At 65.5% G+C, this 16,452-nt stretch carries 15 protein-coding genes; 1 reads left to right on the top strand and 14 read right to left on the bottom strand.

The features are described 5' to 3' along the window. Nucleotides 1-171: 171 nt before the first annotated feature. The 4 genes from M3461_18560 to M3461_18545 all read right to left on the bottom strand — a co-directional run bounded on the left by M3461_18560 (nucleotide 172) and on the right by M3461_18545 (nucleotide 6,379). Complete coding sequence (locus M3461_18560) at nucleotides 172-2,394, bottom strand: hypothetical protein (protein ID MDQ3776209.1); 2,223 nt, start codon at nucleotides 2,392-2,394, stop codon at nucleotides 172-174. Beyond that, on the bottom strand, nucleotides 2,361-4,205 hold the full coding sequence (locus M3461_18555) for an MG2 domain-containing protein (protein ID MDQ3776208.1): 1,845 nt from the start codon (nucleotides 4,203-4,205) through the stop codon (nucleotides 2,361-2,363). The genes M3461_18560 and M3461_18555 overlap by 34 nt, the downstream gene beginning before the upstream one ends. Beyond that, a complete protein-coding gene (locus tag M3461_18550; GenBank protein MDQ3776207.1) occupies nucleotides 4,175-5,968 on the bottom strand; it encodes an Ig-like domain-containing protein in 1,794 nt (597 codons plus the stop codon). Before M3461_18550 ends, M3461_18555 begins: the two co-directional genes overlap by 31 nt. Nucleotides 5,969-6,052: 84 nt before the next feature. After that, on the bottom strand, nucleotides 6,053-6,379 hold the full coding sequence (locus tag M3461_18545) for a tetratricopeptide repeat protein (GenBank protein ID MDQ3776206.1): 327 nt from the start codon (nucleotides 6,377-6,379) through the stop codon (nucleotides 6,053-6,055). A gap of 27 nt (nucleotides 6,380-6,406) precedes the next feature. On the opposite strand from M3461_18545, the gene M3461_18540 reads away from it, so the two are divergent. Next, nucleotides 6,407-6,583, top strand: coding sequence for a hypothetical protein (locus M3461_18540; protein MDQ3776205.1), 177 nt, complete (start codon nucleotides 6,407-6,409; stop codon nucleotides 6,581-6,583). A gap of 144 nt (nucleotides 6,584-6,727) precedes the next feature. On the opposite strand, the gene M3461_18535 is transcribed toward M3461_18540, so the two are convergent. The 10 genes from M3461_18535 to M3461_18490 form a co-directional block, all read right to left on the bottom strand. Further along, nucleotides 6,728-7,306, bottom strand: coding sequence for a DsbA family protein (locus M3461_18535; protein ID MDQ3776204.1), 579 nt, complete (start codon nucleotides 7,304-7,306; stop codon nucleotides 6,728-6,730). Between the two features lie 351 nt (nucleotides 7,307-7,657). After that, complete coding sequence (locus M3461_18530) at nucleotides 7,658-8,182, bottom strand: hypothetical protein (GenBank protein ID MDQ3776203.1); 525 nt, start codon at nucleotides 8,180-8,182, stop codon at nucleotides 7,658-7,660. A gap of 682 nt (nucleotides 8,183-8,864) precedes the next feature. Next, entirely contained in the window at nucleotides 8,865-9,494 is a 630-nt protein-coding gene (locus tag M3461_18525; GenBank protein MDQ3776202.1) for a hypothetical protein, read from the bottom strand. 87 nt (nucleotides 9,495-9,581) lie between these two features. Beyond that, a complete protein-coding gene (locus tag M3461_18520; protein ID MDQ3776201.1) occupies nucleotides 9,582-10,955 on the bottom strand; it encodes an NADP oxidoreductase in 1,374 nt (457 codons plus the stop codon). A gap of 9 nt (nucleotides 10,956-10,964) precedes the next feature. Next, the gene (locus M3461_18515; GenBank protein MDQ3776200.1) at nucleotides 10,965-11,219 is read right to left on the bottom strand and encodes a pilus assembly protein HicB; all 255 of its coding nucleotides are present in this window, start codon (nucleotides 11,217-11,219) and stop codon (nucleotides 10,965-10,967) included. Nucleotides 11,220-11,295: 76 nt separating this feature from the next. Next, nucleotides 11,296-11,601, bottom strand: a complete 306-nt coding sequence (locus M3461_18510; GenBank protein MDQ3776199.1) for a ferredoxin family protein — start codon at nucleotides 11,599-11,601, stop codon at nucleotides 11,296-11,298. A gap of 95 nt (nucleotides 11,602-11,696) precedes the next feature. Next, a complete protein-coding gene (locus M3461_18505; GenBank protein MDQ3776198.1) occupies nucleotides 11,697-12,500 on the bottom strand; it encodes a formylmethanofuran dehydrogenase subunit C in 804 nt (267 codons plus the stop codon). Nucleotides 12,501-12,510: 10 nt separating this feature from the next. Then, complete coding sequence (gene fhcD, locus M3461_18500; protein ID MDQ3776197.1) at nucleotides 12,511-13,401, bottom strand: formylmethanofuran--tetrahydromethanopterin N-formyltransferase; 891 nt, start codon at nucleotides 13,399-13,401, stop codon at nucleotides 12,511-12,513. Nucleotides 13,402-13,403: 2 nt separating this feature from the next. After that, nucleotides 13,404-15,071 carry a formylmethanofuran dehydrogenase subunit A gene (locus M3461_18495; GenBank protein MDQ3776196.1) on the bottom strand — a complete coding sequence of 556 codons (1,668 nt, stop codon included), beginning with the start codon at nucleotides 15,069-15,071 and terminating at the stop codon, nucleotides 13,404-13,406. A 17-nt stretch (nucleotides 15,072-15,088) separates the two neighbouring features. Further along, complete coding sequence (locus M3461_18490) at nucleotides 15,089-16,426, bottom strand: formylmethanofuran dehydrogenase subunit B (protein ID MDQ3776195.1); 1,338 nt, start codon at nucleotides 16,424-16,426, stop codon at nucleotides 15,089-15,091. Nucleotides 16,427-16,452 lie beyond the last annotated feature (26 nt).

Here is a 16,452-nt window from a genome sequence, read left to right as displayed (position 1 = left end):
TAACACAACCATGCTATTGGAGTACCCGCTCCATCTCCCGGTTCGGCACGCTTCCAAAGCCTCCTCACGAAGCTCGACCACGGCCTCGTCGAGCGGCAGCACTTCGGATTGACCCAGGCGGCCTCGTAAAACCGGTATCCGAGGTCGAGATTCCGTGGTTGTTCCCGCGATTCATTCCCCCACCACCAACACTCCGTTCGGCAGCGCCCCGAACATCTCCGGCGCGTACAGGGCCTCGACGCGGGTCTCGGGGAGTTGGAATTCGCCGGCGTTGTTCAGGCGCAAGGTGTATTCAACGGTCCATTTCCCCTTGGGCACGTATTCGTAATAGGCGCGGAAGGCGTCGAAGGTGCGCTCCTCGAAGGCGGGGTAGACCTCGCCTTCCCGCCGTTCACCCGTACTCATGACCTGGGAATCGAGGCCGAGGCCCGTGCCGAGGATGGTGGCGCCCGCGGGGATGGGATCGTTCACCACGACCCAGGTCATGTCCGCTTGGGCCTCGAGCGCGAGGGTGACGCGCAGGACATCGCCGCGGCTCCACCGATCGGGTGCCTGGCGCTCGATGGGGGTTACGGTGCGGGTGATGCGGTAGCCGCTCGAGAGCGGCTCCTTCAAGGGGATCGCGGCGAGGCTCTGGACCATAGCCCAGGGGCGGCCGGTGCCGCGGTGTTCGATAGCGAGCGGTTGGGGCCCGGTTGGCCAGGGGTGGTCGAGCGAGCCGCCGCGCGACTTCGGCGACCATACCAATTCCTGGCGCACACCCAGCTCGGTGCTGGTCACGCCCGCGATCGGTTCCGCCTCGAACGCGCGCCGGAAGCGTTCCATGGCGAGGACGCCCCAGGCATTGGCCAAGGTCGTGTCCCAATGCGCTTGGCGCTGGCGCCCCAGGCTGCCGCGCACCAGGCGCGGGAGGTCCTCGCGCCAGGCGCGGTCCTCGATGAGCGTCAGGATCGTGCGGTTGGCGTTGGCATCCGCGGACTGCATCAACCAGAAGAGGTCGTCGGAGCCCTCGGTCGAGAAACCCATCGTGGTGCCCTGGAAGTTGAGCCGCGAGCGGAGGATCTGCTTCGCGGCCTCGAGACGTGCGGCGCGTTCCGGGACCTTCACGGTGCGTTCGAGCACGTTCAGCCAGTCGAGCACCGCCGAGGTCGGCCAAAGGTTTGGCTCGATGGTGATGGAGTCGAGGAGGGCGGGCTCGATGGCCTGGTAGCGGGCGGCGGCCGCGAGCGCCGCGAGCTTACGCAGCGCGAGATCGGCGGTCGGCAATGCGGAAGCGCGCGACACCTTACCTTGCACGAACTGGACGAGCGCCTCGCGCATCTTGTTCCGCGCGTCCTCGGGGATCGTCCATCCCGCCTCGTGGGCGATGGTCAGCACATAGGCCGTGAGCACATCGCTCCCGTAGACCACAGAGGGGAAGTACTTGAGGAGGCCGTCCGAATCGAGATAGGCGGGCAGCTCGCCGGTAATCGATTGCCAGAGCGCCTGATCGCCCAGGGTGATGGCCTTGGAGACGCGCTGTTCGAGGCAGGTGTACGGATAGCGGCTCATGTAGTCGCGGACCCCGGACAGCTCCTCGGCGAGCGAACGCCGCAAGGTCACGCGCACCGCGCCGCGGCCAGGGAAGGCGTCCTTGGGCGCAGCGGCGACGAGGCTCGTCGCCCCCTCGATCTGGAACAGCGTGGCCTGGTAGACGCGCACCGGCACCGCCTCGATGACCCGCTGGGTCACGCGCATTCGATCGCTCGCACCGTGCGAGCTGGCCTCGATCTCCCAGAGCAACTGCCGGGCAGCGAGCGGGGCAGTCACCTCCCAGGCGGCCTCTTGGGCCTCGCCGGGCTCGAGCGAGAGGCTGACCGGGGGCAGCGGTCCGCCGAGCGCCTCTGGCGCGCCCGCGGCGGGACTCTGGAGCACCTGGGCGACGAGGCTCACCTCCGCGGCCTCTTTGCTCGCGTTTCGCACCGTGAAACCGCCGCGGAAACGGTCTTCCTCGCGCACCACGGGGGGCAGGCCCGAGATCAACATGAGGTCCTGGGTGGTACGCACCGCGGTCGAGCCGCTGCCGAAGAGATCGCTCGCGGCGCTGGCCACGGCCACGATCCGGAACGAGGTCAAGGAATCGTTCAAGGGCACCTCGATGCGCGCCTCGCCTCGCTCGTCGAGCGGGACCCGGCCTTTCCAAAGGAGCAGGGTGTCGAACAGCTCGCGCGCCGCCTGCCGGCCGCCGCCCCCGCCGTGGGGCAGGGCCTTGCGGCCATAGTGGCGTTTGCCGATCACCTGCATCTGGGCGGTCGAGGTCTCGACCTCGATCCCGCGCCGACCCATCATCGCCTGCAAGAGGTCCCAGCTATCGTTCGGCATCAATTCCAGGAGGCCCTCATCGACGCCGGCCAAGGCGATCTCGCCGCGCCCGCCGGCAGCGCCCCGCCATCCGCGCGTTGCACCCGCACATCGACCTGGGCCTTGTCCCGCACCTGGTAGCTCTCCTTGTCCGCCGTGACCCCCACCTTCAGCTCGTGGGCGCGCCAACCTACCTTGATCTCCGCGAGCCCGAGCTTGAAGGCCGGCTTTCCGAGATCGATGAGCGCGGTCGGCTCGACACCCGTGACGCGCCCGCGCAGCGCCAGCACCGAGACGAAGACATTGGGCGCGTAGTGGCCTTGGATGGGCACCTCGACCACCGGCGACGTCCCCGACAGCGGCCGGATGAAGTGCTCGATCACGCCCTCGCGCTCCACGCAGACGAGCGCCGTGGCCTCACGGAACGGCATGCGTACCTGAAAGACGGCGGTCTCGCCGGGCTCGTAACGCTTCTTCTCGGGGATCAGGTCCATGCGGTCCTCGTTGCCCTGTTCGAACCACCAGTCCCCGGATTTCGCCACCCATACCTCGCGGTGCGCGTGGCTCGGGTTGCCGTCAGCATCGATCATCTGGGCGCGCAGGATGAGGTTGCCGTCGGCCGGTAGGTGATGCGTTCGAGCACATCCACCTCGACCTTGGCCGCGCGCACCGGCCGGCCCTGGAGATCGAGGACCATCGTCTGGGCCCGCAGCCGCTCGCGGCTCAGCGCCCAGCCGTCCGGCTTCAAACCGACCACGAGTCGAGCGGGCCACAGGTTCAGATGGGGTCGCCGCCGTGAGCCGCTCGCCGTTCGCGTCCTGGTATTCCAGCTCGGCCAGGACATCCTGAGGCGTCTCGGACTTGGGCAGGCCCTCGAGCTTAGCGCGCACGGCACCCGCCCGGTCCAAGGTCAGGGACTGGGTCGCGAGCGGTGTCGCGCCGTCCTCGGACTCGCGCTGCTCGGCGTCGGGGTCCTCCGTCTCCTCGCCCTCCGCGACATCCCCGTTTGCGAATTCGAAGCCCTCAAAGTCCGGAAAGGTCACGCTCTTGGGGCGCACGAGACCGCGCAGCTTAACGGTTGCCTCGCGCGCGGCGCCGCCGCCGAGATAATTCAACTGGATGTCGATCTCGGCCGTGCCCGTGTCGACCAGATCGGTCTCCAGCGGTTTCAGGACCGCCTTCATGGTCGGGACCCGGAAGGACTCGACCCGGAAGCCACCGGTATCGACGTCCACCGTTGGCTCCTGGCCCGGTTGAGCGAGGGACGCACCCACCCGGTAGCTACCCTGCTTCGCGTCCTTGGGCACCTCGAACTCGCTCTCGGCGATGCCTTGCGGATCCCAGGCGACGTGCAGCTCGTACTCCTGATCGCTGCCCTGATGGCGGACGACGAGCTTGTCCGGGAGGACCGACGGGTCGATGAGCGCGATGCCGGTGCTCAGATGGCGCCGGGCGAGGTGCTTCATGTGGACGGTCTCGCCGGCCCGCACCAAAGTGCGGTCGAAGACCGTGGAGACCAGGTTCGGTGCGGTGTACGAAGCGGTCGGGAGGTTGAAGCGCCACGGCGAGATCCCCTGGCTCCAGTCGGACATGGCGAAGCTCCGGTCCTCGCCCAAGCGCGCGCTCACGAAGAAGGCGCGCCGCCAGGGCAGGCATTCGGGGAGCGAGCCCGTGCGCGGCAGGGTCTGGTTCATGCGGACGACCCCGTCGTTTCCCGTCTGGCCCTCGAAGTACACCTTGCCCTCGCAGTCCGAGACCACCACCTCGGCGCCCGCGACGGGCCGGCCTTGGTCGAGGCTCGTGACCCAGACGAGCGAGGACTCGCGCCCGAGCTTCAGGTGTACACCCAAGTTTGTGACGAGCACGGACGACTGGGCGTGGAACGGCACGTCCTTGCCGTAGAGCGCGGCCCCGAGGCGCGGGCTCGCCAGCTCGACGACATAGAAGCCCGGTCTCTCGAAGGGGATCCCGATGACCTCAAAGGTGCGCCGGCCGAGCGGCTTGGGGAGCTTGAAGGCCTCGGTGGCCTCTGTTGCGTCGAACAGCGACTTCTCGCCCGCACGGTGCTCGACGATGTATTTGTCCACCTCGTAGTCGTAGTGGCCTTTGTCTTCTTGCAACTCCACGACGCGCCGCATCCAGGGATGGCCTTCGGATCCTCGATGCGCAGGCGCCGGCCCTGGACCTCCGAGGGCTCGGGCAGCAAACGCTCGCGTAGGTCTTGCCACCATTTCGTGAGGCCGGATGCGGGCTTCGGTTCGGGGGCATTCGTCACATCCGGTGCGGCCGAGAGGGGCGGCGGCGATGCGCCTGGCGCCGGCAGCGGCGGAAGCGGGAGCAGCGCTTCGAGGTTGCGCAGGGTCACGGGCAGCGCCGCATCGGCGTGCAATTCGACGATCCCGAAAGTCGCGGGGAACTTGACGAGCGGGGGCACCTCGTCGGTTTTGACCTTGAGCGGAAAGCTCGCCTGGTTCGCGAGCGTGCGGCCGGCATCGTCCTGGAGTCCCGCGGGGACGGCGAGTGTGAGCTCGATGTTCTCCGGGAAGGGTCCCTTAAAGGCGACATCCTCGACGAAGGCGACGCGGGGATCGCCGGGGACCGTCGGGCGGTATTGCGTGCCGTCCGCGTCCTCGAGCGTGATCGCCCCGGCATCCGCGCGGGTGATGGGCGCGCTGAAGTTCAGGGACAGGGGCAGGAACGGGATGCAGCCCCGATCGCGCTTGACCCGCTCGCAGGAGAAGCTCGCCCGGAATTCGTCGCGTACCTTGAAGGCCAGCGTTTGGTCCTCTTCGGTGGCGATGCCGGTCTTCGCGGTCACGCCCTTGCCCCACACGAGCTTCACGTCGGCGGCACTGGGAAAGCGCCTCTGGCATTGCAGGACGACGATGGGCGAGTCCTCGCCCTCGACGATGGCCCGCAAACGCCCCGGATCGGGTTCGGCCTCGCCGCTGCGCAGAACGATTTGAGCGTAATCCCGGAGGAAACCCCGCCGCCCCTCAATGACGGTCTTACGCTCCTCGCCCGCGACGAGCCGCACACCCACGCGCTCGGCGATCCCCTCGATGGCGCAATGGACGTGCTCTTCTATGGAGGCCGCGACGGCCACGGCATCGAGCCCGAGGACGAAAACTTGCTCCTCGTCGATGTCGCTCGCGCCCTCGTAAGGCGCCGAGAGGCGCACCGCGGGCCCCCCGGTCGAGAACGAGAACGCCTGCGTGCCGGTCAGGGGCTTGCCGTCCAGGGTCTTGAGCTTGGGCTTGAGGGTGAAGGTGCAACGCACCCCGGCCGGCAGATCGCGCTCGAAGTCGTAAACGAAGTTACGCGAATCCGCCCAACGCCCCTTGCCCGCCTCCGGGCAGTCGATGGCGAACGGCTCGCCGAGCCTAGGATCCCCGAACGGCACCATCGGCTCGCTGAAGCGCGCCGCCACCTGCCGCACGCCCTTGACCGTGCCTTGCGGCGAGAATGACTCGACCTCTGGGCCGGCAGTCGCGGCATGAGCGGCCGCCGATGCCAGGACGAACGCGACGAGACTCCCCAATACGCGCCGGTACATGAGCGGCTCCTTGTGGTGGTTGTCCGCGGATGATAGCAGGGGGAACCGCGCTACCGGGATCGCGCCGGGCATGCGGGCCGTACCGGGCGGGGTAGGGCGCCTTTCAGCGGATCCTGAGGCGACGCCGGGCTTCGTTCCCCCGCGCACCGTTTACAACTACAAGGAGGAATTTCGGTTCGACGCCGCCGACTCCCCGGATTGTTCTTGTAAGGCCCTGATGTCGGCCTCGACTTCCGCCTCGCTCCGGCCCCGGTGTTTGAGGATGGCCTTGTAGTTCGCCAGGCCCGCGTCGAGGTTCGGATGCGGATGGCCGGTGCGGCGGGTGAAGTCGAGCAAGATGGCCAGGTGACGCCGGCTCAAGGATTCGGCCTCGGGGAGGCGATTGGTGATCGCGAGCAGGTTGGCGAGGTTGTTGAGGTCGTGGGCGACAGCGGGGTGCTCCGGGCCATGGCTCTGCTCGTCGATGGCGAGCGCCCGCCGCATCAACGGCTCTGCCTCTTGGAGGGCGGTATGCTCGGCCTCTTCGAGCAGGACCTCGGGGAAGTCGATGTCGTTGCGATCCAGCTCGTCGTCCGCCTGGACCCGGACGACGAAGTATCCCGCCTCGCCATCGATCGGGTTCTCGAGGTCCTTGCAGACCCGCCCGAGCTCGGTGGATTTGCCGCTGCCCCGTTGATCCGCCCGTAAGGGGCTGGGAGCAAAGACGGAATAGATTCCTGGAGCGGGATGCTCATGCGCAATGCCGTGATAGTGATGATGATGAAGGGGCCGTTGCGATCATTTTACTGCATCGATACCCGGGAACCCGATGGGTATTGGAGGCAACGGCGCTCATAGCCCGAGTTGCTCCAACACCACGGTAGGGTCGCGATAGTCATAGGCGATCGGCCGCGCCTCCCCGCCCGCGGTCAGGATCAAGCTGGGAAATCCTCGGGCGCCCAGGCGCGCGGCGAATCGTATCTGGCGGCCCAGCTCCACCTGCGTCGCAGCGCTGTTGAGGTCCAGCGTGAAGCGCTCGCGCTCCAAGCCCGTCGCCTCCGCGAGCGCGATCAAGGTTTCGTCGTCGGACGGATTGCGGGCTTCGAGATAATAGGCCCGCTGGATGGCCTCGATCATCGGTTCCTCGAACTCAGGTCCTCGCGAGATCGCCGCAATCACCGCGCGGCAGGCGGGATAGGTCGAGCGCCTGGGACGGCAGCGGTTCCAAAACCCGTAGTTGAACCGGATCCCGGGTACCTCGCGTTCGATCCGGCGCCACGTTCCTTGAATATATTGCCGCATCGCTTCGGGCATCGGTTCGCGGGTGTCGGGGGCGAGGCCGCCCAAAACCCGCTCCGTGGCGATGCGCGACGGGAGCCGCGCGCGGATCTCCCTCCATGCGGGCCCAAAGGCCCAGCACCAACTGCACATGGGGTCGTGGACGTAATGGAGCTTCACGACGCGGCCTTGCGGATCGTCGCGGCGCCAAGATACCGGATAAGGGGACCGGACATTCCTCGCTGCCGGCAGGTGGCGGTCGGTGACGTTCTCGCGCCCTGAACCGGGTCACGATAGATCTGATTATGAGCTAGCTAGCCGAGGACGGCGAGCATCTCCTCGATGCGGGTGAATTTCTCGCGGGGTTTGCCCTTGGGTTTGCCGCGCTCGACCTCGGCGGTGTCGAGCTTGAGCCACTCGGGATAGGAAAGCACCCGCACGCCGCGCGTTTCGAGGAGGGGATAGAGGGCGTCTGCGCCGGCCCTGTATGCGATGGGATCGCCGTCACTGCCTGGGCCAAGTTTGGTCAGCTTTTTCCAATGCCTTCTTCCCTTTCTGTATCGAGCTTTCCCCAATGTCGCCAGATTCCAGGAAGTCTGCTATTCGCTGCGATAACCCCTGTCCTGCCACAGTCCGCACCGTATCTTCGCCGGCGCGACTTCGTGCAACGATCTGGCGCGCCAAACCTCTAAACATCGCTAGATCTCCGACGAGATCTCGATGCATCACGTCGATATGACGCACATCGGTGACGCCTGAGGTCTCCTTAACCTGCAGTCCTGCCGCTGCGACATCTTCGACCGAAATCCGTAGCAGGTGCATTAGGTCTTTGAGACTTGCCCCCTTCGTTAGCCATAGGGCCGCCGCTACCTCTGCTTCTTGAATATCGGTGGCGACTTGGTAGACCGAGATGTCTTCAGGTAAGCTCGCGAACACTTCCGAAATGTCGGCGGATTCTACAGTAGCCATTCGCCATTTACTTGGGCGCTCGATCCGGCGCAACAACCAGGGCATCCCCTGCCGAAACATGACTCGCTAGGCTGCACGCTCAGTGATACTTTGGGACCTCATCCGCTCCCGGATCCGACCCCGCAAAGCAGCCGAAAGCCATGTGAGAGCCGACTCTAAGCGTTCACGGAGGTCTACATCATCGTGCGCCGCTCGGGCGATACGAACCAAGAGCTCTCCTTTCTCATCGCTGGTTAGCTTGTCGGATGTCGCCATTCCATCGACAAAGTAAATGAGCTCGGGACGATACCATCTGGTCAAACGTTCTAGGGCTTCGTAAGCTCTAGACCCAGCGCACGCCAGAAGGTCGGCCGTCAATACGAGGCGATCGCCATTGCCACGCGCCGCGTATTGTTCAAAGCCAACCGCGAGTATATCTGACGGATCAGCCCAAAGCAATCGCTGAAAAATCTCTTCTCGTGCACGAGCACCTCTCGCTTTCATACACGATTCGAACTCTGCTCTTATCCCTTCCAGTCGATCGCGTGTCGGTTCCACACGGGACAGCCACTCAACTGGCACCGGAAATATTGGCGCCGAAGGTGTCGGAGAGGGATACGCATGGAAAGCTGCGGATCTTGTCAAAGTGCCTTCGTAGATCCCCCGATCGAGTGGGACCTGCGGCTGGCTAACCGGGCCAGCCTCTCTAACCGCCGTCGGCGAAGGCGCTATCCGCAGACTTGTCGACGCGCGTTGAACCCCGTCATGCATTATGGGCATTCTGTGCCTCCTCACCCACCAATAGTGTATCAGCCAAAGCATTCGTGACGAACGTTGCGTCGGCGTACGCGGTTCGCAGCGGTGGAGACAGGTCGAAATAGCCGCTCTGCGCGAGCTCTATGTCGTGATGAACATTTGAGTGCAGCACCGCTGGCGCCTCGGCCTTTACTTCCAAGACCACGTTCAACTGCCGGCGCAGTGTGACACCGCGGAAAGAGATCGGATCCATAGCACGGGCGAACGCAACCTGCCGAACGCCATAAAATTCCAGGTTCAGCGTCGACATTAGCCGCTCGAAGGGGGCTGTACCACCCCGGAGAACTCCAGAATGGTCGTAGTTCAGGCCGAACGCCGAGATTGGTGTTTCGCGCAGGCGCTCGAACGTGCTGCACGCGATGTCTACGACGTTGTCTACTGCGTCGTTCAAAAGGGTGAAGATCGTCCACCGATCCGGAAGGCACTCCACGCGCCATCTGTCGGTCTCGAACCGCGCGAACTGAGGAACGATCACAACACCTCCGCGGACAGAGATGGCCTCCGATTGCTCAGGCGTTAGGCTCCCGCCCGCAAGGTACCATGCAGGGTGATGAATCGCAGGATTCATGCTGCCCACTACGACGACACTAAGAGTTGTAGGCATCATCGACCTGCACGCATCGTTATCGGGCCGGTATTGGTGCTATGCGTCCCCGGCTGCTGGTCAACCGAGGACGGTGAGCATCTCCTCGATGCGGGTGAATTTCTCGCGGGGTTTGCCCTTGGGTTTGCCGCGCTCGACCTCGGCGGTGTCGAGCTTGAGCCACTCGGGATAGGAGAGCACCCGCACGCCGCGCGTTTCGAGCAGGGGATAGAGGGCGTCTGCGCCGGCCCTGGGGGTCGCGTCGAGGTTCGGTAGATCGGCCAGGAGGGAGCCGACGGTGTCCACGCTGCACGCGCGGTTGGTGCCGATGATCCCGGTGGGGCCGCGCTTGATCCAGCCGGCGCAGTAGACCTGGGGGACGACGGACCCGTTGGCGTCCTGGACCCGGCCCGACCGGTTCGGGATCACGCCGCTGCGCTCGTCAAAGGGCACACCGGCCATGGGCAAACCCTTGTAGCCGATGCTGCGGAACAGGATCCCGCAGGGTAGCTCTTCGGTCTCGCCGGTCCCGCGCGCCGCTTGCTGGAAGGCCGCCCCTTGCAGCCGGTTGCGCTCCAGGACCAAGCCTTGGAGCCTTCCTTCGCCGAGCAACCGCACCGGGCTCTTCAAGAAGTGATAGACGAGGCGCCGAGCTTTGCCGCTCGGGGAAGCGGTGAAGCTCCGGAAGATCTCGACGTTTTTGGCGCTCACGACGTTGTTCTTATCCGCGATCTCCTCGAGGCTTTCCCGGTTCAGCTCCAGGTCATGAGCCTCGGCGACGCCATCGCAGTCGCCGAGCTCGCCGAGCTCACGCAATTCGCGGTTGGTGAACTTGGCCTGGGCGGGGCCGCGCCGGCCGATCACGTGGATCTCCCGCACCCGGCTCTCCGCCAGGGCCTCCAGGGCGTGCCCGGCGATGTCGGTGTGTTTCAGCTCATCCACCGTCTTGGCGAGGATACGCGCGACGTCGGCCGCGACATTGCCTTGGCCGATGATGACCGCCACCTCCTGAGAGAGATCGAATACCCGCTCGCGATAATCGGGATGACCGTTGTACCAGCCGACGAACTCCGTGGCGGTGTGGCTCCCGGCCAGATCCTCCCCCGGCACCCCCAGGCGCCTATCGGTCTCGGCCCCGCAGGTGAACAGGACCGCATGGTAGTGGGTGCGTAGCTCGTCGATGGTGACATCGCGGCCCACGGTGACGTTTGCGAGAAAGCGGAACTCGGCGGACCGCGCGATCTTGTCGTAGACGAGGATCGCCTGTTTGAGCTTGGGGTGATCGGGCGCGACGCCGCTGCGCACCAGGCCGAAGGGGACCGGGAGCCGCTCCAGCATGTCGATGCGGACCGTCTTGCCGGATTTGATGAGGGCCTCGGTCGCATAGAAGCCGCTCGGGCCGCTGCCGATGATGGCCACTCGAAGCGGGTTTTGTTCGGAACCTAAGGTGCTCATATCCTGGCTTTACCGACTGATCGCGCTCGGAACACCGCGCCGCTCACGCGACTTCCTGCATGGGTTGGATACGGGGTGACGGCAGCGGACGCCCTCGGATTCGAAGTGACGAACGATGTCCTCGACCACTTCCAGCAACTCGGCATAGAGCCGGATGGGTTCGTCGCCATGGATGCCCGTGATCAGATCCGGACACTTGCCGACGTAGACTTGATCCTCATCGCTCCATTCCACCCATTTATGATACTGCTCGCTCGGATTCATTTCTGAACCTCTTCGATAGCCCGCTTCACCCGCCGTTCCTGGTACGACTTCGCGTCATCGCCGGCTCGAGGTTCCCTCAGTACCCCAACTCCGCCTTGCGCGCCTCGGCGGTCGGCAGGGGGTCCTGCTTGCCGTCGATTTCGGGAAGGTTGGGCGCGCGCTCGGCGTTGATCTGGATCCAGTGTTTCTTATCATCCGGGATGTCCTCGCCCTCGTAGATGGCGTGCACCGGGCACTCGGGGACGCAGGCGCTGCAGTCGATGCACACCTCGGGATCGATGTAGAGCATCTCGTCGTCGCCGTGGAAGCAGTTCACCGGGCATACGGTAACGCAGTCGGTAAACCGGCAGAGCAGGCAGTTGTCCGTTACGATGGTGGTCATGGCTCTCTCCTCTTTTTAATTTTCGGTGCGGGGATCCCCTCGCTCCGATCCTCTCCCGGAGGGCGAGGGAGAACAAGGCGTGGTTCAGTGATGCTTCAGGCGTCCAGGAGCAGGATCTCGCCGCGATTGGTTTCGATTGCATCACCGCTGTAGCGCCGGTACCGGCCCTCGATGCGGGCGTCGCCGACGGACATCCCGAGGCGCTCGAGGTGCAGGAGATACAGGCGCAGATACAGGGGCTCGTAGTGGCACGCGTAGCCGAAGGTCGGGAGCAGTGGCGCGGGCTGCATGGAGACGATCGAGCCGCGCTTCATGCTGGCGCCGCAGCGCGAGCCGAGTCGGCCGAGCACGATGAGGGTGCCGGCGCGCATATTGACGCCACCGAAGTCGCCGCAGTCCCCTCCGATCGCGATGAGGCCCCGACGCATCGCGTTCCCGACCTCGTTTCCGGCATTGCCGTGGATCAGGATCTCGCCGCCACGGATCCCCATCGCGCTACCGCGGTAGGCGCTCCCGACCAGGTGGCCGGCGTTACCATGGATGGTGATGCGCCCGCCGCTCAGGTCCGGCGCGACCCAGTCGCCCGCGTTGCCTTTGACGACGATCTCGCCGCCCGACATCCCGGTACCCAGGTGCATGCCGACGTCGCCGTCGACGACGATCCGACCCGCGCTCATGCCCGAGCCGATCATCTTGACCCGGGAGAGGTCGCCCTCGACCCGGATCTCGCCCTCGTAGCGCCCGCTCACCCGGAAGAACTCCCCGAGCGGCACCCGCTCGTTGCCGTACTGGAGCGGCAGCGCCGAGACCTCGGCCTCGCTCAGACCGGCGAGCCTCTCCGGGGTGATGACCTCGGCCTCGATGGGCACCTCGGGGCTATGATGGAAGGTGAGCTTCACGGGACTCGACCTACGCCGCTACGAGACTGTGCAGGCCGATCTGGTACTGCCCCAGGTTGCCGCCGTAGTTCCCGGCCGTGATGCAGAGCGCGCCGTGCGCGGCGGCGGCGCCGATCCCGACCCGCATGGCCTGTCTCACGCCTTCCAGATCCAGCCCGTCGATCACGATCTCCAAGACGCACCCGGCCTCTGGGATCACCTCGGTGGCCGGCGCGAAGGCGCGCAGGGTCGGGCAGTAGGCGTCGTTGGTGGACGCGGGCAGGCTCTTGTACTTCGATCCGGGTTTGCTGCCGCTGCGCACGATGCCATCGGGGAAAGGGAGGATCACACCGCGTACCTGACGCATCGCAGCCACGGCGGCCTCAGCGGCGGCTAGGGTCACGGGAAGGTCCGGGCCCAGGATCAAGAGGTTGCCCCCGCCCACGGACGGCTTCAAACCGAAGCGGTCCTCGACCACGAACTCCCCGTCCATCACGGGGATACGCCAGTAGCGCCGGCCATCGAGGAACTTGGCGATCTGGTAGCCGTCTCCGAAATAACGTAGCTTACCGCCGACCGCCACCTCTTGCTCGGCCGTGAGGCCGTTGAAGCAGGCGGTGGTCGCGGCCGTCATGACGCACTGACCGACCCTCTCCAGGAGTCGCTTGCCCACGGAATCGGCGCTCATCGAGAACAGCAGCACGCTCACACCCGGTCGTCCGTCCGGGGCATCGGAAGGAGACAACTCGCGCTCGATGCCCGCCTCGCACTTGCAACCGATAACGGAGGTGGCGAAGCCCGTCATGGCGCGCGCCGCCGCCATCGCCCAGGCGGGGCTTACAGCGGTGATGATGACGCGTGACCCCCACATGGCGAAGGCCTCGGCGAAGGTATCGACGATCTCGGCGTTCGCGACGCGCATCCTTATTGTTGTTGTGCGGCCGGGATCACTTGGCCAGGGATCACCTGATGGTTGTCTAGATAACGGTCCGAGACGGCGTAGTTGTCAAACCGGATGCTGTAGTAGTCCTCGAAGAACGGCCGGATGGCCTTCTCGATGTCGGGGTCGTAGGCCGGCGTCGCGTGCAGGACGCGCCCTTCGTGGTCGGCCCGGAACTCGTGGTCCTCGATGATGGGCTTGCCGTCCTTGAGGACGTAGCGCGGTGTGCTGAACATCTTCTCCCGGTCCGGGTCATCCTCGTAGATAGTGATGTCGGCGTCGGCGCCCACGCCCAGATGCCCCTTGTCCTTGAGACCCAGCGCCCGCGCCGGGCCGGCGCGGCTGATGATCGCGATCTCCGAGAGGGTGTACTCCCGATCCAGGTCGTCCCCGAGGCACGTCTTGCGGATGGCCCTCTGGTTGACCTTACGGATCTCGTCGTTGCGGAATTCGCGGTCCATGAGGAGCCGAATGAGCTTTGGGTACATCGTGAAGGAGCCGCCGTTCGGGTGATCGGTCGAGAGCAGGATGCGCCAGGGGTCCTTCGAGAGCAGGAACAGCTCGAGCCCGATCGCCCACTGGAGCGCATGGACATAGACCTTTTCCTGGTAGGTGAAGGGCACGATTCCGCACCCGCTCTCGTTTTCGGTGTCGGCATTGACCCATTTATTGCCGGATACGCCCTTCAAGAGGTGGGCGAGGGGCGCGTCCGCGGTCATGGCCGTGGCCTTGCCGAACATGACCTGACCCACATCGGCCGTGATGTTCGGGTGGGTGTTGATGTAGTCCGCGATCTCCGGCCCGCGCGAGGTCGGGTTCTTGCCCGGTTCGCCCCCGTAGCTGTGGAACTGGACATGGGCGATATGGACCCGGCGGCCTTCGGCGGCGCGCATGGTGTCGAGGGTGGTCGTGGCGTTACCGGAATGCCCCAGGTTGTTGCAGTGGATGTGCGCGGGATGCGGGAGGCCGAGGTCGTTGACCGTCTCGATGAAGGCACGGATGACATCGATCGGGGTGAGGTCGAATTGATCGATGTTCTCGTTCAGATCGGAGATGTTGGCGTTGCGCCGCCCCTTCCACAGCTCATCGCTGCCGGGGTTGACGAGCTTGACCGTGTAGGCCTTGGTGGCGTTGACCCACCAGGCTACGGCCTCGCGGAACTCCTCGCGCCGGCCCTCCTTGAGCAAGCGGTACAGGAACACGTTGTTGCCGAGGAGCACGTAGAAGCCCTTGTCGATGATCGGGGTGTCGTGGAATTCTTCGAGCACATGGCGTGCGCCGATGGGTGTCACGGCGGCCTCCATCGCGGTCGTGTACCCCATCGCGGCGTAGCGATAGCCGGTCGCGAAGGTCGAAGGGATGATCCCGCCGCTACCGGAACGGGTGTAGGGCGTGCTCGAGACGACGTCCAGGCGCTTGTCCTCGGGCTGGAGCTTGCGCGCCAGGTTGACCTTGGGACCGGCGATGTGGCAGTGGATGTCCACGCCGCCCGGCATCACGACCATCCCGGTCGCGTCGATCTTGCGGGCACCGGCGGGCACCTCGGCCACAATCTTACCGTCCTGGATACAGAGGTCCTGGACGCGCCCATCGACCCCGTTCGCGGGGTCGTAGACGCGCCCGTTGGTGATGCGGAGCGCCGCCGATCCCATACTCGGAACGGGATGGCTCAGGCGGCCTTACGCAGACCGACGCCGCGCTTCTCGTTCAAGAGCTCGCGTAACCGGTCTTTGAGGGCCGTCAAGACCTCTTCATCGCCCGGGAACGGGGAATCGAAGGCCGGGCGTAGGGTGATGGGCACATCGTCCATGCGGTACACCGTGCCCGTGGTGTTGATGCCGTAGGTCGCGGTCCGAAAGGCGACGCGCGCGAGCTCGGTCGTGTCGGTGTCCTTGGCATCGAGCACGATGACCGGGATGCGCTTCAGGTGCTCGATGGCCGGTTTGGGGAAGTTCGAGCCCGGATCGCTGGCGATGATGAGGGCGGCATCGGCCTCGCCGCGCGAGAGGAGGTCCACGGTCGTGAACTCGCCCGGGTTGAAGCGCGGATAGCCGCGGCTGAAATTCACGCCGAAGGGATAGCCGGTCTGCCAGGACACGACGTTGTCGGCGCCGGTGACGTTGCCGTGGCCGCGCACGGGCTTGGCGACGAAGTGGGTGTACTCGTTGAGATCGGTCGCGAGCGCCAAGATGGCGCCCGAGTTGAAGTGCCGGCCGCGGGTCATGGTGAGCCCCATGCCGAAGAACAGCACCCCGTAGCGGCAGCTCTTCATGCGCTCGACCAAGTTCTCCAAGGTCGCGAGCGGTATACCGGTGGTCTCTTCGATCGAGGCATCGATCGCGCGGCCCTTCACCAAGGCGCGCAGTGCCCACAAGAGCTCGAAGTCCCGGCTCGGCTTGACTAGCAGGAAGAGATCCGCGACCGGGGCGCTCGGGGTGCGGCGCACATCGGCGAGGACGACGTAACGATCCTTCCGTCCGTTCGGGATGTACATGCCCTTCGGCGTCACGGCATAGCGCGTGAAGTGCCTCGGGTGGGATTCGGCCGGATTGCCGCCCCAGTAGATCACGAGGTCCGCGCGGTTCTTGATCTCGCCCAAGGTGGCGGTGCTCTCGCCCACGCCCTGGAAGGCGATGCCCGAGGGGCCGTGGCAGACCGAGGTGGTGGTGTCGATGTTGCCGTTCATCAGATCGGCGATGGCGACCGCCTGGCGCTGGGCCTCGCAGGTGGTGTCGGAGAGGCCGTAGATGATGGGCAACCGGGCCCGGACCAGTATCTGGGCGGCGGCCTCGATGGCCTCGGCGGTGGTGGCAGGTCTGCCGTCGATCCGGGCCGGCGGTTTGTCCTCGATGGTGTGCTCGGCGAACCAGGCGCGGCCCAAGGTACAGGCGTTCTTGGCCTTGGTGATGCGTTTGGCGTCGAGGTCGACGGTGAGATCCATGTCGTCGCAGACGCAGCCGCAGAAGGTGCAGGTGGCGTGCTCCACGACACGGAGGTTTTGATTCATGGTTGGCTCACTCATAATCCAGTCCT

This window comes from Pseudomonadota bacterium (assembly GCA_030860485.1).
Classification (GTDB): Bacteria; Pseudomonadota; Gammaproteobacteria; order JACCXJ01; family JACCXJ01; genus JACCXJ01.
Note: the sequence above shows the minus strand (reverse complement) of the source record. Positions and strands in the feature narration are given on the sequence as shown.